Source organism: Rhizobium terrae, from assembly GCF_003425685.1.
GTDB lineage: Bacteria > Pseudomonadota > Alphaproteobacteria > Rhizobiales > Rhizobiaceae > Neorhizobium > Neorhizobium terrae.
This window is the reverse complement of the sequence record NZ_QJKM01000015.1, coordinates 135305-149578: the sequence shown is the minus strand read 5'-3', so window position 1 is coordinate 149578 and position 14274 is coordinate 135305. Positions and strand designations below refer to the sequence as shown.

The following is a 14274-nucleotide window of genomic DNA, read 5'->3' as shown; positions in this document are numbered from 1 at the left end:
TACCCTCTTTCTTGTACCTCAGAGCGCTTCCGCGCCCGAAATGATTTCAATGAGTTCCTTGGTGATCTGCGCCTGGCGCTGACGGTTGTAGTTGAGTGTCAGCTTGTTGATCATGTCACCGGCATTGCGCGTTGCGTTGTCCATCGCGGACATCTGCGCGCCATAGAAGGAAGCGTTGTTTTCGAGCAGCGCCCGGAAGATCTGCACCGCGATGTTCTTCGGCAGCAGGTCTTCGAGGATTTCCTCTTCGCTCGGCTCGTATTCGTAGAGAGCCGAAGAAGCGTCGGCCGCAGCCTCTGCACCTGTGGTTTCGAACTTGGCCGGAATGATCTGCTGCGCGGTCGCAACCTGCGAGATCACTGACTGGAAGCGGGCGAAGAACAGTGTCGCGACGTCGAACTCGCCGGCGTTGAAGAGTGCAAGAACCTTGTGCGCCACTTCGTCGGCCTGGGCGAAACCGAGCGACTTCACTTCGCGGAACGTCACGTAGTCGACGATGTTCTCGCGGAAGGAACGGCGCAGGATGTCGTTGCCCTTGCGGCCGACGGTCAGGATCTTCACCGTCTTGCCCTGGGCGATGAGCTTCAGCGCGTGGTCTCGGGCAAGGCGGATGATCGAGGAATTGAAGCCCCCGGCCAGACCGCGTTCGCCGGTTGCGACGATCAGGAGGTGAACCTGGTCTTTGCCCGTGCCCGAAAGCAGGAGCGGCGCCTCGGCATTGCCGGCATTGGCAGCCGAAAGGCTGGCCAGCACCTTGTTCATCCGTTCCGCATAAGGACGGGCGGCCTCGGCCGCCTCCTGCGCACGGCGCAGTTTCGCCGCAGCGACCATTTTCATCGCTTTGGTGATCTTCTGCGTCGCCTTGACGGAGGCGATCCGGTTCTTCAGATCCTTGAGTGAAGGCATCCGTTATCGGTCCTTAGTCTTGATCCGGTCTCAGGCGAACGACTTGGAGTAGCTGTCGAGAGCGCCCTTGAGCTTCGCGCGGGTGTCGTCGGAAAGCTGCTTCTCGGTACGGATCGTATCGAGGATCGCCTTGCCTTCGGAGCGGAGGTAGGACAGCAGGCCCTGTTCGAACTTGCCGACCTGAGCGACCGCGATCTTGTCGAGATAGCCGTTGACGCCGGCGAAGATCACCGCGACCTGTTCTTCCGTCTTCAGCGGCGAGAACTGCGGCTGCTTCAGGAGTTCGGTCAGGCGGGCGCCGCGGTTCAGGAGGCGCTGCGTCGAGGCATCGAGGTCCGAACCGAACTGGGCGAAGGCGGCCATTTCGCGATACTGGGCGAGTTCGCCTTTGATCGAGCCGGCAACCTGCTTCATCGCCTTGATCTGTGCGGCGGAGCCGACGCGGGAAACCGACAGACCGACGTTAACGGCCGGACGGATGCCCTGATAGAACAGGTCGGTTTCGAGGAAGATCTGGCCGTCGGTGATCGAGATCACGTTGGTCGGAATGAACGCCGAAACGTCGTTACCCTGGGTTTCGATGACCGGCAGGGCGGTGAGCGAGCCAGCGCCCTTTTCGTCGTTGAGCTTGGCAGCGCGCTCGAGGAGGCGCGAGTGCAGGTAGAAAACGTCGCCCGGATAAGCTTCGCGGCCCGGCGGGCGGCGCAGCAGCAGCGACATCTGGCGGTAGGCAACCGCCTGCTTCGAAAGGTCGTCGTAACCGATCAGGGCGTGCTGGCCATTGTCACGGAAGTATTCGCCCATGGCGCAGCCGGCGAACGGCGCGAGGTACTGCATCGGAGCCGGGTCGGAAGCGGTCGCAGCAACGATGATCGAGTACTGCAGCGCGCCGCGCTCTTCGAGAACCTTGACGAACTGAGCCACGGTCGAACGCTTCTGGCCGATGGCAACGTAGACGCAGTAGAGCTTGTCGTTGTCCGGGCCGTTGTCGTGGATCGGCTTCTGGTTCAGGATCGTGTCGAGGATGATCGCGGTCTTGCCGGTCTGGCGGTCGCCGATGACAAGTTCGCGCTGGCCGCGGCCGACCGGGATGAGGGCGTCGATGGCCTTGAGGCCGGTCGACATCGGCTCATGAACCGACTTGCGCGGAATGATGCCCGGAGCCTTGACGTCGACGCGGGCGCGGCGAGCCGCATTGATCGGCCCCTTTCCGTCGATCGGGTTGCCGAGGGCATCGACGACGCGGCCGAGCAGTTCCGGGCCGACCGGAACGTCGACGATGGCGCCGGTCCGCTTGACGGTGTCGCCTTCCTTGATCTCGCGGTCGGAACCGAAGATGACCACGCCGACGTTATCGGCTTCGAGGTTCAGCGCCATGCCGCGCACGCCGCCCGGGAACTCGACCATTTCGCCGGCCTGGACATTGTCGAGGCCGTAGACGCGAGCGATACCGTCACCGACGGAGAGAACCTGGCCGACTTCGGAAACTTCGGCTTCCTGGCCGAAATTCTTGATCTGGTCCTTGAGAATTGCGGAAATTTCCGCTGCACGGATATCCATCAGCCGACCTCTTTCAATGCAAGCTTGAGGGTGGAAAGTTTGGTGCGAAGGGACGTGTCGATCTGGCGGGATCCGACCTTGACGATGAGGCCGCCAAGGATCGACGGATCGACCGTAACGGCGATGGCCACGTCCTTGCCGGTCACGCCCTTCAGCGCCGACTTGAGTTCAGTTTCCTGCGCTGCGGAAAGCGCATGGGCCGAGGTGACCTCGGCGGTGATTTCACCGCGATGCGTCGCAGCGATCACGCGGAAGGCGCGGATCATGCCGGGGATCGCGAAGAGACGGCGGTTGCCGGCGACGACCTTGAGGAAGTTGCCGACCAGACCGGAAATGCCGGCCTTCTCGGCAACGGCGGAAATTGCATTGCGCTGCTCTTCGGCGGAAAAGACCGGGCTTGCGACCAGACGTCGCAGGTCTTCGCTTTCATCCAGCAGCGCCTGAAAACGATCAAGATCGGCACCGACCTTATCGATCGAACCAGCCTCCAGAGCGAGTTCGAAAAGCGAGGAAGCGTAACGCTCCGCTACACCGGAAATAAGCTGGGACGTGTCAGCCACGGGCACAGTTTCCCTGTATTGCCATCCAAGCGCCAGACCCTGCGGGAGAGGTGCAGCAAGACCTTGAAATCGTTTGATTATTTCTCAGAACCTGTAGGACGTCGGCCCTACCCTTTCCGACTTTCGCGGTCCGTCTAGCATAGGCTGTAAGGACTCGCAACACGCCTGATAACGGAAAAAGCCCGCGACGCAAGGGCTTGAACCGCATTTTATACCGAAGGCGGAAGGATTTTCAGGCGAAAGGAGTCGGCTGCTCCGAATTGCGACGTCAGAAGGCGCCGAGCACATAGGCGAGCGGCCCGCCCGCAAGCACAACCTGAAGTAGGAGAAATGCCATGTTCTTGAAGGTGAAGGCCCGGTCGAACACACAGGAAACCAGCCGGCCGGCGGCCGCAAATCCGAGTGCCGCTGCGAGCGTCAGATAGATCCAGTCCTGCGCCAGCATGACGGCCGCAAGGCCGAAGCCGAGGTGATGGGCGCCGCTGGCGCGGACCGCCGCATATCCTTCTGGCCGTATCTCGCCGATCTGGAAGGCCGCAAGCCGCAGAGCAGGACCTGGAAGCAGTAAGACCAGAAGACCGAGAACAGCCGTCACGGCGGCACAGGTGAAGGCGAGTTGCTCGCCAAGCTCAGTGGGAAAGTAGAGTTCCATCCGGCCCTCGTTTATTCGAATCGTCTGATTCTAGCGCAAGCGGTAAATAAACTCGCAACGATCGCGTCAAAGGAAGCTTTGCGGGTCGATATCGAGTTGGATCTGCACCGAACCGCGCTGCTTTGGGCCGTTCGCCAGCATCGCCCGCAGAAACGCCTGCATGTCGGCATTGCGCCGGCCATGGACGAGCAGGCGGAAGCGGTGGCGCCCCCGCACCAGCGCCAGCGGCGCCTCGGCAGGCCCGAGCACGGAAATGCCCGTTACCTTCGGGGCAGCCGCGCGAAGGCCCCGGGCATGCGTTTCGGCATCGGCGCGCGTGTCGGCCGAAACGATCAGCGAGGCGAGCCGGCCGAAAGGCGGCAGGATCGCCCTTTCCCGCTCGGCGATTTCGCGCTCGTAGAAGGCGCCTGCGTCACCCGAGACGATCGCCTGCATGACCGGATGCTGAGGCTGAAAAGTCTGCAGCAGGCCATGGCTCTTCAGGCCCGTTCGGCCCGCGCGGCCGGTGACCTGGCTGAGGAGTTGAAAAGTCCGCTCCGCCGCGCGCGGATCGCCGTTCGACAGGCCGAGATCGGAATCGACGATGCCCACCAGCGTCATCAGCGGAAAGTTATGGCCCTTGGCGACGAGCTGCGTGCCGATGATGATATCCGCCTCGCCCTTGGCGATCGCATCCAGCTCCAGCCGCATGCGCTTGACGCCGCCGAGCAGATCGGAGGACATGACGATGGTGCGGGCATCCGGAAAATGCTTTTCCACCTCTTCCGCGATGCGCTCCACGCCCGGCCCGCAGGCCACGAGATGGTCGAGCGTCCCGCATTCCGGGCAGGCTTCCGGCGTACGCTCCGAGTAACCGCATTGATGGCACTGGATCTGGCTCTTGAACCGGTGCTCCACCAGCCAGCTCGAACATTGCGGGCATTGGAAGCGATGGCCGCAGACACGGCAGAGCGTCAGCGGCGCATAACCGCGGCGGTTGAGGAAAAGCAGCGCCTGTTCCTTGCGCTCGATCGTTTTGGCGATCGCCCTCAGAAGCACCGGCGAGAGGAACCCGCCCCGCTCCGGCGGGTGCCGCCGCATGTCGATCAGATGCAGGTCCGGCAGCGCCGCATCGCCGAAACGGGTCGGCAGATGCACGGTGTTGTAACGGCCTGAAAGCCCGTTCACCTGGCTCTCGACCGAAGGTGTCGCCGACACAAGCACGATCGGAAAATCGCCGATCCGGGCGCGCACCACCGCCATGTCGCGGGCATTGTAGAAAACCCGGTCCTCCTGCTTGTAGGCGGGGTCGTGCTCCTCGTCGACGATGATGAGGCCCAGGTTCTCGAATGGCAGGAAGAGCGCAGAGCGGGCGCCTGCTACCACCTGCACCTCCCCCGTTACCACCCCGCGCCAAACCTTTTCGCGCATCCGAGGCGAAAGATCGGAATGCCATTCGCCCGGCTTGGCGCCGAAACGATCCTGAAACCGTTCGAGGAAACTCGATGTTAGGGCGATCTCCGGCAGCAGGATCAGCACCTGGCGGCCAGCGCGCAGCGTCTCGGCGATCGCCTCGAAATAAACTTCCGTCTTCCCGGAACCGGTCACGCCGTCAATCAGCGAAGCGGCAAAGCCGCCCGCCCGGATCGATCCGACGATCTCCTCCGCCGCCTCCTTCTGCGGCCCCTCGATGCGCGGCGCGGTGTAATCCGGATCGGGCTTGGCGACGATCGGGGGCGGCGGCAGGAAGACCGTCTCGAACAGGCCCTGGGCCGTCAGCCCGTCGATGACGCTGAGCGATACGCCGGCCGCATGCGCCAGCCCGCTCCGCGTCCATGGAATATCTTCCTCGCCGGCGAGATCGAGCACCCTCGCACGGGCGGGCGTCAGCCGTTCCGGCTGGCCTCCCAGATAACGCAAGCCTTCGACCATCGGCTCTGGATCGAGCGCCGCCGGCGCGCGGATCGCCATGCGCGCCACGAGACCGGGCGGCGAAAGCGTATAGGCGGAAACCCAGTCGACGAAATCCCGCATTTCCCTGGAAAGCGGCGGGCAATCGAAGGCGAGCGTGATCGGCCTCAGCTTCTTCGGGTCCAGCTTGTCGTCATTTTCGCAATGCCACACGACGCCGATATACTGCCGCGGTCCGACCGGCACTTGCACGACCGAACCCGGCTCCACATGCATGCCCTCCGGTACGGCGTAACTGTAAGCGCCCGACACCGGCAGCGGCACCAGAACCGGAACGACCCGCACCAACGGCGGCGTTTCAAAAAGGGAACCGAAGAGATCGGACGAATCTGTGCCCATGGGCGGCGACCATGCCCCGTGAGAGAACAAAAGTGAACCCTCAAATGGCTATTCGTCATCCTCCTCGTCAACCACGCCTGTCAATCGCATGCCCTCGATCCAGGTCGCACCGTGCTTGCGGATGACCCGTTTCGGCCCCACGCCGCAACGCTCCTCCACCGCCGAAGCGAACTGCTGCGAGTGGGTTACGATCCAGACCTGGCTGGATCGGGAGGCCTGCGCGATCATGTCGGCCAGCGGCGGCAGCATATCCGGATGCAGGCTGGCTTCGGGTTCGTTCAGTGCGATCAGCGGCGGCTGGCGGTAGGACATCAGCGCCGCCGCCAATCCGAGGAAACGGATCTGCCCGTCGGAAAGCTCGCGCGGCTGGAAAACCCGCTTGGGAAAATCGGGAAAGATCAAGCCGAACTCCGCATATTCCCCCGGCTCCGGCACGACGAGTTTCGCACCGCCAAGCGCCGACGCTACCGCCCGATCGAGATCGACCGTATCTCCGCGGGTATGTTCGAGCGTCGCAAACACCGCTGCCATGTTGCCGCCGTCCTGGTCGAGCAAGGGGGATGTCACCGCAAGGCAGGGCCGTCTCAGTGCGGAATCCCGGTCCGTCCGAAACCCGTGGAAGAAGCGCCAGCCATCCACCAGCCGCCGGAAGGCGCCGGCCTCCGGATAATGCCCGGCATCACCCAGAAGGGCGATCGCCGTCTCCGAGGTCATCGCCTTTTCCGGATATTCCTCCATTCGCCCTTTTGTCCCCCGCACCATGATGCCAGGCCCGGCGCGTTTCATCATCGTCACCGGCCGCGAACCCGTCTCGACCGAAAGCTCCTCCGCCTTCACCTGCGGCTCGAAGGCAAAACCCGCCGCATCGATCGGCGGCCTCAGCCCTGCCTCGACCCAGTAACGAAAAGTGACGGCCCGCTCCTCGTCCAGCACCTCCACCTCAAACCTGATGCGGAAATTCTTTTCGTCCCGCCGTCGCGGCCCCGTCCAGAGCGCCGAGGCCATGCCGCCTTCGGCCGCGATCTCATAGGCCAGCGTGCCCTGCACCGCCGCCTGCACAAGCTGTAAGGCTCTGTAGAGATTGGATTTGCCGACGCCATTCTCGCCGATGAACACATTGACGCCGGCAAGATCCATACGGATCGAGCGCAGAGAACGGTAATTCTGGGCGTACATGGAACGCAGCAGCATGGCCGCTCTATATCACGGGCTCAACCGGAAGCCAGCGGACGCTCATGCCGCAAACGATTGATTGCGCCGCGGCCAGGCAAATCGAGCATCGCCGTCGGCCGCCAGTTCGAACACGGTGTGATGTTCGAGAGCCCTAGTCACATCCGCCACGTCACCCTCCAGCTCGTCCGGCTGGATCATCTGTCCGATCGTGAAGTCGAAATGATTGCCCTTCTTGTTGAGTAGTTCGTAGAAGACCGTCATGTCGCGCAGCTCGGTCGACCATTTGGCGAACCAGTAGAACAGGCCGGAATTGCGCGCCCGCATGTGGATCGGCAGGATCGGCAGATTGTATTTCCGCGCCAGGCCGACGGCGGAGGTCTTCCAGGGCCGTTCGTTGAGCCTGCCGTTTTCCCAATAGGCGATGCGGCCGGAGGGGAAGAGCACCATCACCTTGCCGTCCTCGACCGTCTTGTTGGTCAGCACCAGCGTCTCGCGGGTCTTGAGCTTGCTCTTGTATTCCTCCCGCCACTCGACCGGAATGATCATCTCGGCAAAGCGTGGATTGACGCGCACCGCATCGCGGTTGGCGAAGATCATCAGATCGGGCCGGCGGTCCTTCAGGAGATCGAAGATCGCTACCCCGTCGGCAATGCCGGTGGGGTGGTTGCTGACGAGAATGAAGCCGCCTTTTTTGGGAATGCGCTCGGCATTGGCCACCGTCACGTCGAGCTTCAGCAGGTTGCTCATGTATTCGAACGACTGGAAACCGCTCGTTCCCTGAATATCGTTGGCGAACCTAATGGCCCGTCCATAACGCAGGAGCGTGTAGAGAAACGGCCGGATGACGGGCCAGAGCGGATTGCTGACGATGCGCTGTCCCCGTTCGGCGATCAGCGTGTCGACGATATGTCCGGGCTTGCCTTGCGAAACGAAAGCGAGAATTTCGGCCAACTGGCCGTAGCTGTTCATCGAATCACGGCGCGCCATAAAAACTCCCGCAAACAGAATTCGGAAAATATCTCCATCCCGTGTGATCGAAGGATGGCGAAATTAAGCATCGGCCAAACTTGAACTTAGCGAAATCGTAACGCCGTCCACAGCAATCTGGGGCGGCCATGCTCCGAATTCAACGGGTACGGGAATGAACGAACTGCTGATTATCGCCACCCCGGATCTCATGGAGAAACGCCACGAATGGCTGAGCAGCCTCGCTAGCGAACGCCGGCTTTCCGACAACACGCTGGATGCCTATGAGCGCGACACGCGCCAGTTTTTGGCATTTCTCACCGGCCATATGGGCGGCCCCACCAAACTCGCGGATATCCATACCTTGCGCCCGGCGGATCTGCGCGCCTTTTTGGCCGCCCGTCGCCGCGAAGGGTCTGGACCCCGTTCGCTCGGCCGGCATCTCGCGGGCCTCAGATCATTTCTTCGTTACCTGGAGCGCAAGGGCCTGGTGAATGCCGCGGCCGCCGGGACAATCCGCGCGCCGAAGCAGCCGAAATCGCTCCCCAAGCCGCTCACCGACCGGCAGGCGCTGAACCTCGTTGCCAGGGATGCCCAGTTGCACGAAGAGCCCTGGATCGCAGCCCGCGATGCGGCCGTCCTGACCTTGCTCTATGGCTGCGGCCTGCGCATTTCCGAGGCACTCGGCCTCACACCCGCCGACCTCACGCCGGGATCGAAGACGCTGCGTATCACCGGCAAGGGCGGCAAGACCCGTATCGTGCCGCTCCTGCCGGCCGTCTTCGATGCGGTCGCCACCTATAGGAAGCTCTGCCCCTATGATCTCGAAGATGACGACCTGCTGTTTCGCGGCGCGCGCGGCGGTCCGCTGCAGCCCGCGATCATCCAGCGCGAGATGCAGAAGCTGAGAGGCGCCCTCGGACTGCCGGAAACGGCAACGCCGCATGCGCTTCGGCATTCCTTCGCAACGCATCTCCTGGCGGGCGGCGGGGATCTGCGCACCATCCAGGAACTGCTCGGCCATGCCAGCCTTTCCACGACCCAGGTCTATACCGGCGTCGATTCCTCCCGCCTCCTTGAGGTCTACGACCGCGCCCATCCCCGGGCGTGAACCCGAATGTCCCGTGTGAACGAAGTTTTAACCAGTTGCGTTAAGCGCTTGTGCAGCCGGCTTTTCTAGAATGCCGGCGAACTTTCGGACGGATGCCATGATGACTCCCGCCTTTCCCCTGACTTCCGGCGCCTTCTACAAGCGCGCCCAGAAACTCACCCTCTGGCTGATCGCGGCCGCACATCTTCTGGCGCTCCTGTCCTTGCTGCTGATCCTCGGCTTCCTTTCGCCGGCGAATGCCGAGACCCCGGCATGCCGCGGCGAAAATCTCCTTGAGGAGTTGAAGGTCGAAAACCCCGCCTCCTATGCCAGGGTGATCGCCGAAGGCGACAGGGTGCTGAACGGCAGGAACATCTTCTGGAAGATCGAGAAGGCCGGCCTTGCCCCGTCCTACCTGCTGGGCACCATGCATGTCACCGATCCGCGGGTCCTGAAGATGCCGCCTGGTGCCCAGGAGGCGCAATCGCAGGCCAGGACGATCGTCGTCGAATCCGACGAAGTGCTCGACGAAAGGAAGAGCATGGCGGCGCTGCTGATGAAGCCCGAGCTCACCATGTTCACCGACGGCCGCTCGCTCGACTCGCTGCTCTCGAAGGAAGACCTGCAGATCCTGCAGGAAGGCTTGAAAAGCCGCGGCATCAACTATTCCGCGGTTTCCCGCATGAAGCCCTGGATGCTGATGGGCATCGTGGCGCTGCCGGCCTGCGAACTCGCCCGCAAGGGCCAGAAGAACGTCTTCCTCGATAAGAAGATCGCCCTGGAGGCCGAAAGCCATGGCAAGCTGGTCAAGGGGCTGGAGACACTGGAGGAGCAGGTCAATGCGATCAACGCGCTGCCCATGGACCTGCACGTGAAATCGATCGTCGAGGCGATCAAGCTCGGCAGGAAGATGGACGACCTCTTCTACACCATGACCGATCTCTACCTCGCCCAGCAGATCGGCGTGCTGACGCCGCTGATGAAGGCCGTCGCCCCGGACGGTACCGAGGATGAAGCCGGCTATGCCGAGTTCGAGAACCTCATCATCACAAAGCGCAACCACCTGATGGCCGGGCGCGCTGCACCGATTCTCGCCGAAGGTGCCGCTTTCATCGCGGTCGGCGCCGCCCATCTGCCGGGAGAGGAAGGCCTGGTCGAACTCCTGCGCAAACAGGGTTTTGCGGTGACGGCGGTCAACTGAGCCGGACGTATCGTCACCGGACCCCGCTCGTCATCCGCTTCACCACATCCGTCTTCCAGTAGAACTGGTGGACCAGCGCGCCGAGAACATGCGCGACGATCAGCCCCCACATCAGCATCTTCATCGGCCCGGCATGCGCGAAAGCGGCCGTCTTGTTTCCGAAATAATAGGCGCCGATGCCGGCAAACGGCATGACGAAAAAGAGGACGTAGAAGGCCCAGTGACTGAGCTTTGCGACCAAGCTCAGGAATGGCGGCTCCTCCTTCGGCTCCGGCGGCACGCCCTGGATGACGCGCAGACAGAGGCGGATGACGGCCAGCACGAGGATGGTGATGCCCACATAGGCATGGATGTTCGCGGCGCTCACCTGCTCCGGTGTCGGCGTCTGGCCACCGAAAAAGACCCGCGCATAGTCCTCCATCGCATCAGTGACCAACAGGTTGAAGATAATCAGCGCGGCCATCAGCCAGTGCAGGATGCGCTGCGGAACGGAAAAAGAGGTTGCCATCGTCTCGACCTTCCCGGAAAAACGGAACACTTCCGGCAGTCTATGGGCATCCGCCCGCATCTCAAGCAGAAGCCGCAATCCTGTCCGAGATTTAATCCGGGAATTGATCTTCGTTAAATCTGCCGCGCGGGTGTAAAAGAAAAGGCGGGATCACGACCCCGCCCCCCAAACTCTGTCCTGCCGGCCAGCCGATTACATATGGATCGGCTTGAAGAAGGTGGCGAGCGCCGCTTCCTTCACCGCTTCCGACATGGTCGGGTGCGCATGGCAAGTGCGGCCGAGGTCTTCCGACGAACCGCCGAATTCCATCAGCACGGTGATCTCGTGGATCATCTCGCCTGCGCCGAAACCGACGATATGGCCGCCGAGAACCCGGTCGGTATCCTTGTCGGCAAGGATCTTCACGAAACCGTCGGTCGCCAGCATGGCGCGGGCGCGGCCGTTGGCCGTGAACGGGAACTTACCGACCTTGTAGGCGATGCCTGCAGCCTTCAGCTCTTCTTCGGTCTTGCCGACGGAAGCGACTTCCGGCTGGGTGTAGACGACGCCCGGAATGATGTCGTAGTTCACATGGCCGTGCTGACCGGCGAGGATTTCGGCAAGCGCCACGCCTTCGTCCTCGGCCTTGTGAGCGAGCATCGGGCCCTTCACCACGTCGCCGATCGCATAGATGCCCGGCACGTTGGTCTTGAAATGACCGTCAATCTCGACGCGGCCACGGTTGTCGAGCGCAACGCCGACGGCATCGAGGCCGAGACCTTCGGTATAAGGCTTGCGGCCGGTGGAGATGAGCACGACATCGGCTTCGACGGTTTGCGCCTCGCCGCCCTTGACCGGCTCATAAGTGACCTTGGCGCCGGAAGCCGTCTTCTCTACGGCCGTCACCTTGGCCTCGGTGCGGATATCCATGCCCTGCTTGGTCATCATGCGCTGGAATTGCTTGGACACTTCACCGTCCATGCCGCCGAGCAGCTTGTCGAGATATTCGATAACGGTGACCTTGGCGCCGAGGCGCAGCCAGACCGAACCGAGTTCCATGCCGATGACACCACCGCCGACGACGATGAGGTTCTGCGGCACCTTGGGAAGCGCAATCGCGCCCGTCGAGGAAACGATGACCTTCTCGTCGATCTCGACATTGACGCCCGGAATGCCGGCAACGTCGGAGCCGGTGGCGATGACGATGTTCTTGGTTTCGAGCTCCTGCACCTTGCCGTCGTCACCGGTCACGGAAACCTTATCCGCGGCAACGATCCTGCCGGTACCGATGAAGCCGTCGATCTTGTTTTTCTTGAAGAGGAAGGAGACGCCGTCGACGTTCGACTTAACCGTTGCATCCTTGTGCGCCATCATCTTTTCGAGATTCAGCTTCGGTGCCGAAACCTCGACGCCCAGTTCGTCCATGCCATGTCCGGCGTGATGGAACATTTCCGAAGCGTGCAGCAGCGCCTTCGAAGGAATGCAGCCGACGTTCAGGCAGGTGCCGCCATAGGTGGCACGCTTTTCGACGACCGCGACCTTGAGGCCGAGCTGGGCGGCCTTCACCGCGCAGACGTAACCGCCGGGACCGCTACCGATGACGACGACATCATAAGCCATAGTTCTCTTTCCTTCTTTTCATCTCAGCGCAGCCGCGCTTTCTCTTCGTTTCACCGCAATTTCGGACGCAAAACCGTTGCGTACTTTGCCTGAAATTGCCTTTAGCGCCCGCCGCTCACGTCGAGGATGGCGCCGGTTATGTAGGAAGCCGCTGGCGAAAGCAGATAAAGAACGGCATCCGCCACTTCCTCCGCCCTGCCCGGCCGTTGCATGGGAACGCTGGGTGCCATGTCGCGCGCCCTATCCGGCAGGCCGCCGGACGCATGGATTTCCGTGTCGATTATGCCCGGGCGGATCGCATTGACGCGCACTCCTTCGGCAGCGATCTCACGCGCCAGGCCGATGGTCAGCGCATCGATCGCAGCCTTGGAGGCGGCGTAGTCGACATATTGCCCCGGCGACCCCAGCTTGGCCGCCATGGAGGAAATGTTGACGATCGCCCCGCCTTTGCCGCCATGCCTGGTCGACATGCGGCGCACGGCTTCGCCGGCGCACAGGATCGAACCTGTGACGTTGATCCGCATCATCCGCTCGACCCGTTCCGCGCTCATCTCGTCGATGCGCTGCGGCATATCGACGATGCCGGCATTGTTCACCAGCCCGTCGAGCCGGCCGAAATGCCCATCCACCGCCTGGAACATCGAAACGATCTCGGCCGCATTGCCGACATCCGCCTGAATGGCGATCGCCTCGCCACCAGCCGCCTTGATCTCGGCAACCACCCTGTCGGCGGCCTCCCGATTGGCGGCATAGTTCACCACGACACGCCAGCCACGGCCTGCGGCAATGATCGACACCGCGGCGCCGATGCCGCGGCTTCCTCCGGTCACCAGGAGAACAGGGACTTCGCTCATGCCTTGCATTCCTTGAATTCGTAGAGGTCCCAGGGAACTTGCTTGAGGCCGCCCTTCTCCCAGAGCTTGGAGTGGCGGATCGCCGGACCGATACCCGGCAGCAACACCGCATCCGGCGCCTGAGAGCCTTCTGCGCCTAATATGTCGATATGGCCGCTCTTCACATCAAGAGCATAGGGAACACCAGTCCATATGGTGCAGGCGCGCAATTCCGCCCCGGTCACATCACCCTCCGGGCAGTTGTTCATGATCATGCCCGCCGGCCGCCTCGACTCCTCGTCGTACATCACATGCCCGTCGAGCTTCAGCTTGCCTCCGGTCACCGTGAAGAGGTGGCTTACCGCCGCGGAACCGACCGGCTTGAAGGCAAGCACGGTGCCGGCATCAGCCTCGACGAACACCGCCTTTTCGATCGCGCAGCGTTCCGCCGCCATAACCGATCCGGGTGTCAGGCACAGTGTAAGCAAGGCTGCCTTGAACGATTGCCTCATGGCGTCACCGAAGCAGTGCGATGATCATGGCGAGCAGGCCCACCATGCTGATCAGCCAGACGAAGGAGCGGAAATACGGGATGCCCGCAAGATAGAGCGGCAGGTAGACGATCCGCGCGACGAACCAGATCCAGCCGCCGATCAGCCCCCAGCTCGATGCATCGTCACCCGCGAAAGTGACGCCCAGCAGCAGGCCGACGAAAGCGGGATAAGTCTCCTGAAAATTCTTGGAGGCACGCCCGGCGCGCCCTGCATATCTGCCTTTCGGCTCGATCCCTTCATCCCGCGGCCCCGCATTCCACTGGGAGCCGAGTTCGCGGGTGGAAAGCATGCCCTGCAGCAGAACATGGAAAACCAGCAGGATCACGCTCAGGGCGAGCAGCGTCATGTAAGGCGTTGCCGTGACCCCGAGCGTTTCCATAGGT

At 62.4% G+C, this 14274-nt stretch carries 14 protein-coding genes; 2 read left to right on the top strand and 12 right to left on the bottom strand.

All coding sequences use genetic code 11. The features are described 5' to 3' along the window. Positions 1-18: 18 nt before the first annotated feature. The 7 genes from DMO26_RS25470 to DMO26_RS25440 form a co-directional block, all read right to left on the bottom strand. Entirely contained in the window at positions 19-906 is an 888-nt protein-coding gene (locus tag DMO26_RS25470; protein ID WP_117195047.1) for a F0F1 ATP synthase subunit gamma, read from the bottom strand. A gap of 30 nt (positions 907-936) precedes the next feature. Then, positions 937-2466 (bottom strand): F0F1 ATP synthase subunit alpha, encoded by a 1530-nt coding sequence (gene atpA, locus DMO26_RS25465; RefSeq protein WP_117195045.1) that lies wholly within the window; start codon positions 2464-2466, stop codon positions 937-939. Continuing rightward, positions 2466-3032, bottom strand: coding sequence for a F0F1 ATP synthase subunit delta (locus DMO26_RS25460; RefSeq protein ID WP_117195044.1), 567 nt, complete (start codon positions 3030-3032; stop codon positions 2466-2468). The genes atpA and DMO26_RS25460 overlap by 1 nt, the downstream gene beginning before the upstream one ends. 262 nt (positions 3033-3294) lie before the next feature. Beyond that, positions 3295-3678: an AGROH133_08824 family phage infection protein gene (locus DMO26_RS25455; protein WP_117195042.1), complete on the bottom strand. Its 384-nt coding sequence runs from the start codon at positions 3676-3678 to the stop codon at positions 3295-3297. 66 nt (positions 3679-3744) lie between these two features. Then, positions 3745-5967, bottom strand: a complete 2223-nt coding sequence (locus tag DMO26_RS25450) for a primosomal protein N' (RefSeq protein ID WP_117195041.1) — start codon at positions 5965-5967, stop codon at positions 3745-3747. A gap of 48 nt (positions 5968-6015) precedes the next feature. Continuing rightward, positions 6016-7158 (bottom strand): AAA family ATPase, encoded by a 1143-nt coding sequence (locus DMO26_RS25445; protein WP_117195040.1) that lies wholly within the window; start codon positions 7156-7158, stop codon positions 6016-6018. Between the two features lie 42 nt (positions 7159-7200). Further along, positions 7201-8127, bottom strand: coding sequence for a GNAT family N-acetyltransferase (locus DMO26_RS25440; RefSeq protein ID WP_117195038.1), 927 nt, complete (start codon positions 8125-8127; stop codon positions 7201-7203). A gap of 154 nt (positions 8128-8281) precedes the next feature. On the opposite strand from DMO26_RS25440, the gene DMO26_RS25435 reads away from it, so the two are divergent. Together DMO26_RS25435 and DMO26_RS25430 are read left to right on the top strand one after the other, a co-directional pair. Then, positions 8282-9217: a tyrosine recombinase XerC gene (locus DMO26_RS25435; protein ID WP_117195036.1), complete on the top strand. Its 936-nt coding sequence runs from the start codon at positions 8282-8284 to the stop codon at positions 9215-9217. Between the two features lie 100 nt (positions 9218-9317). Further along, a complete protein-coding gene (locus DMO26_RS25430) occupies positions 9318-10397 on the top strand; it encodes a TraB/GumN family protein (protein ID WP_117195155.1) in 1080 nt (359 codons plus the stop codon). A gap of 13 nt (positions 10398-10410) precedes the next feature. Here the strand turns inward: DMO26_RS25430 and DMO26_RS25425 are convergent, their stop codons facing one another. The 5 genes from DMO26_RS25425 to DMO26_RS25405 form a co-directional block, all read right to left on the bottom strand. After that, on the bottom strand, positions 10411-10905 hold the full coding sequence (locus DMO26_RS25425) for a cytochrome b (RefSeq protein WP_117195153.1): 495 nt from the start codon (positions 10903-10905) through the stop codon (positions 10411-10413). Between the two features lie 192 nt (positions 10906-11097). Beyond that, positions 11098-12504 carry a dihydrolipoyl dehydrogenase gene (gene lpdA / locus DMO26_RS25420; protein WP_117195034.1) on the bottom strand — a complete coding sequence of 469 codons (1407 nt, stop codon included), beginning with the start codon at positions 12502-12504 and terminating at the stop codon, positions 11098-11100. 101 nt (positions 12505-12605) lie between these two features. After that, complete coding sequence (locus tag DMO26_RS25415; RefSeq protein ID WP_117195032.1) at positions 12606-13358, bottom strand: SDR family oxidoreductase; 753 nt, start codon at positions 13356-13358, stop codon at positions 12606-12608. Continuing rightward, positions 13355-13792: a hypothetical protein gene (locus tag DMO26_RS25410; protein WP_117195031.1), complete on the bottom strand. Its 438-nt coding sequence runs from the start codon at positions 13790-13792 to the stop codon at positions 13355-13357. Before DMO26_RS25410 ends, DMO26_RS25415 begins: the two co-directional genes overlap by 4 nt. A 61-nt stretch (positions 13793-13853) precedes the next feature. Next, positions 13854-14270: an MAPEG family protein gene (locus DMO26_RS25405; protein ID WP_117195029.1), complete on the bottom strand. Its 417-nt coding sequence runs from the start codon at positions 14268-14270 to the stop codon at positions 13854-13856. Positions 14271-14274: the final 4 nt, after the last annotated feature.

Coding starts and splice junctions, on each gene's coding strand:
- DMO26_RS25470 (WP_117195047.1), bottom strand. CDS start 906: ATGCCTTCACTCAAGGATCTGAAGAACCGGATCGCCTCCGTCAAGGCG.
- atpA (WP_117195045.1), bottom strand. CDS start 2,466: ATGGATATCCGTGCAGCGGAAATTTCCGCAATTCTCAAGGACCAGATC.
- DMO26_RS25455 (WP_117195042.1), bottom strand. CDS start 3,678: ATGGAACTCTACTTTCCCACTGAGCTTGGCGAGCAACTCGCCTTCACC.
- DMO26_RS25450 (WP_117195041.1), bottom strand. CDS start 5,967: ATGGGCACAGATTCGTCCGATCTCTTCGGTTCCCTTTTTGAAACGCCG.
- DMO26_RS25445 (WP_117195040.1), bottom strand. CDS start 7,158: ATGCTGCTGCGTTCCATGTACGCCCAGAATTACCGTTCTCTGCGCTCG.
- DMO26_RS25440 (WP_117195038.1), bottom strand. CDS start 8,127: ATGGCGCGCCGTGATTCGATGAACAGCTACGGCCAGTTGGCCGAAATT.
- DMO26_RS25435 (WP_117195036.1), top strand. CDS start 8,282: ATGAACGAACTGCTGATTATCGCCACCCCGGATCTCATGGAGAAACGC.
- DMO26_RS25430 (WP_117195155.1), top strand. CDS start 9,318: ATGACTCCCGCCTTTCCCCTGACTTCCGGCGCCTTCTACAAGCGCGCC.
- DMO26_RS25425 (WP_117195153.1), bottom strand. CDS start 10,905: ATGGCAACCTCTTTTTCCGTTCCGCAGCGCATCCTGCACTGGCTGATG.
- lpdA (WP_117195034.1), bottom strand. CDS start 12,504: ATGGCTTATGATGTCGTCGTCATCGGTAGCGGTCCCGGCGGTTACGTC.
- DMO26_RS25415 (WP_117195032.1), bottom strand. CDS start 13,358: ATGAGCGAAGTCCCTGTTCTCCTGGTGACCGGAGGAAGCCGCGGCATC.
- DMO26_RS25410 (WP_117195031.1), bottom strand. CDS start 13,792: ATGGCGGCGGAACGCTGCGCGATCGAAAAGGCGGTGTTCGTCGAGGCT.
- DMO26_RS25405 (WP_117195029.1), bottom strand. CDS start 14,270: ATGGAAACGCTCGGGGTCACGGCAACGCCTTACATGACGCTGCTCGCC.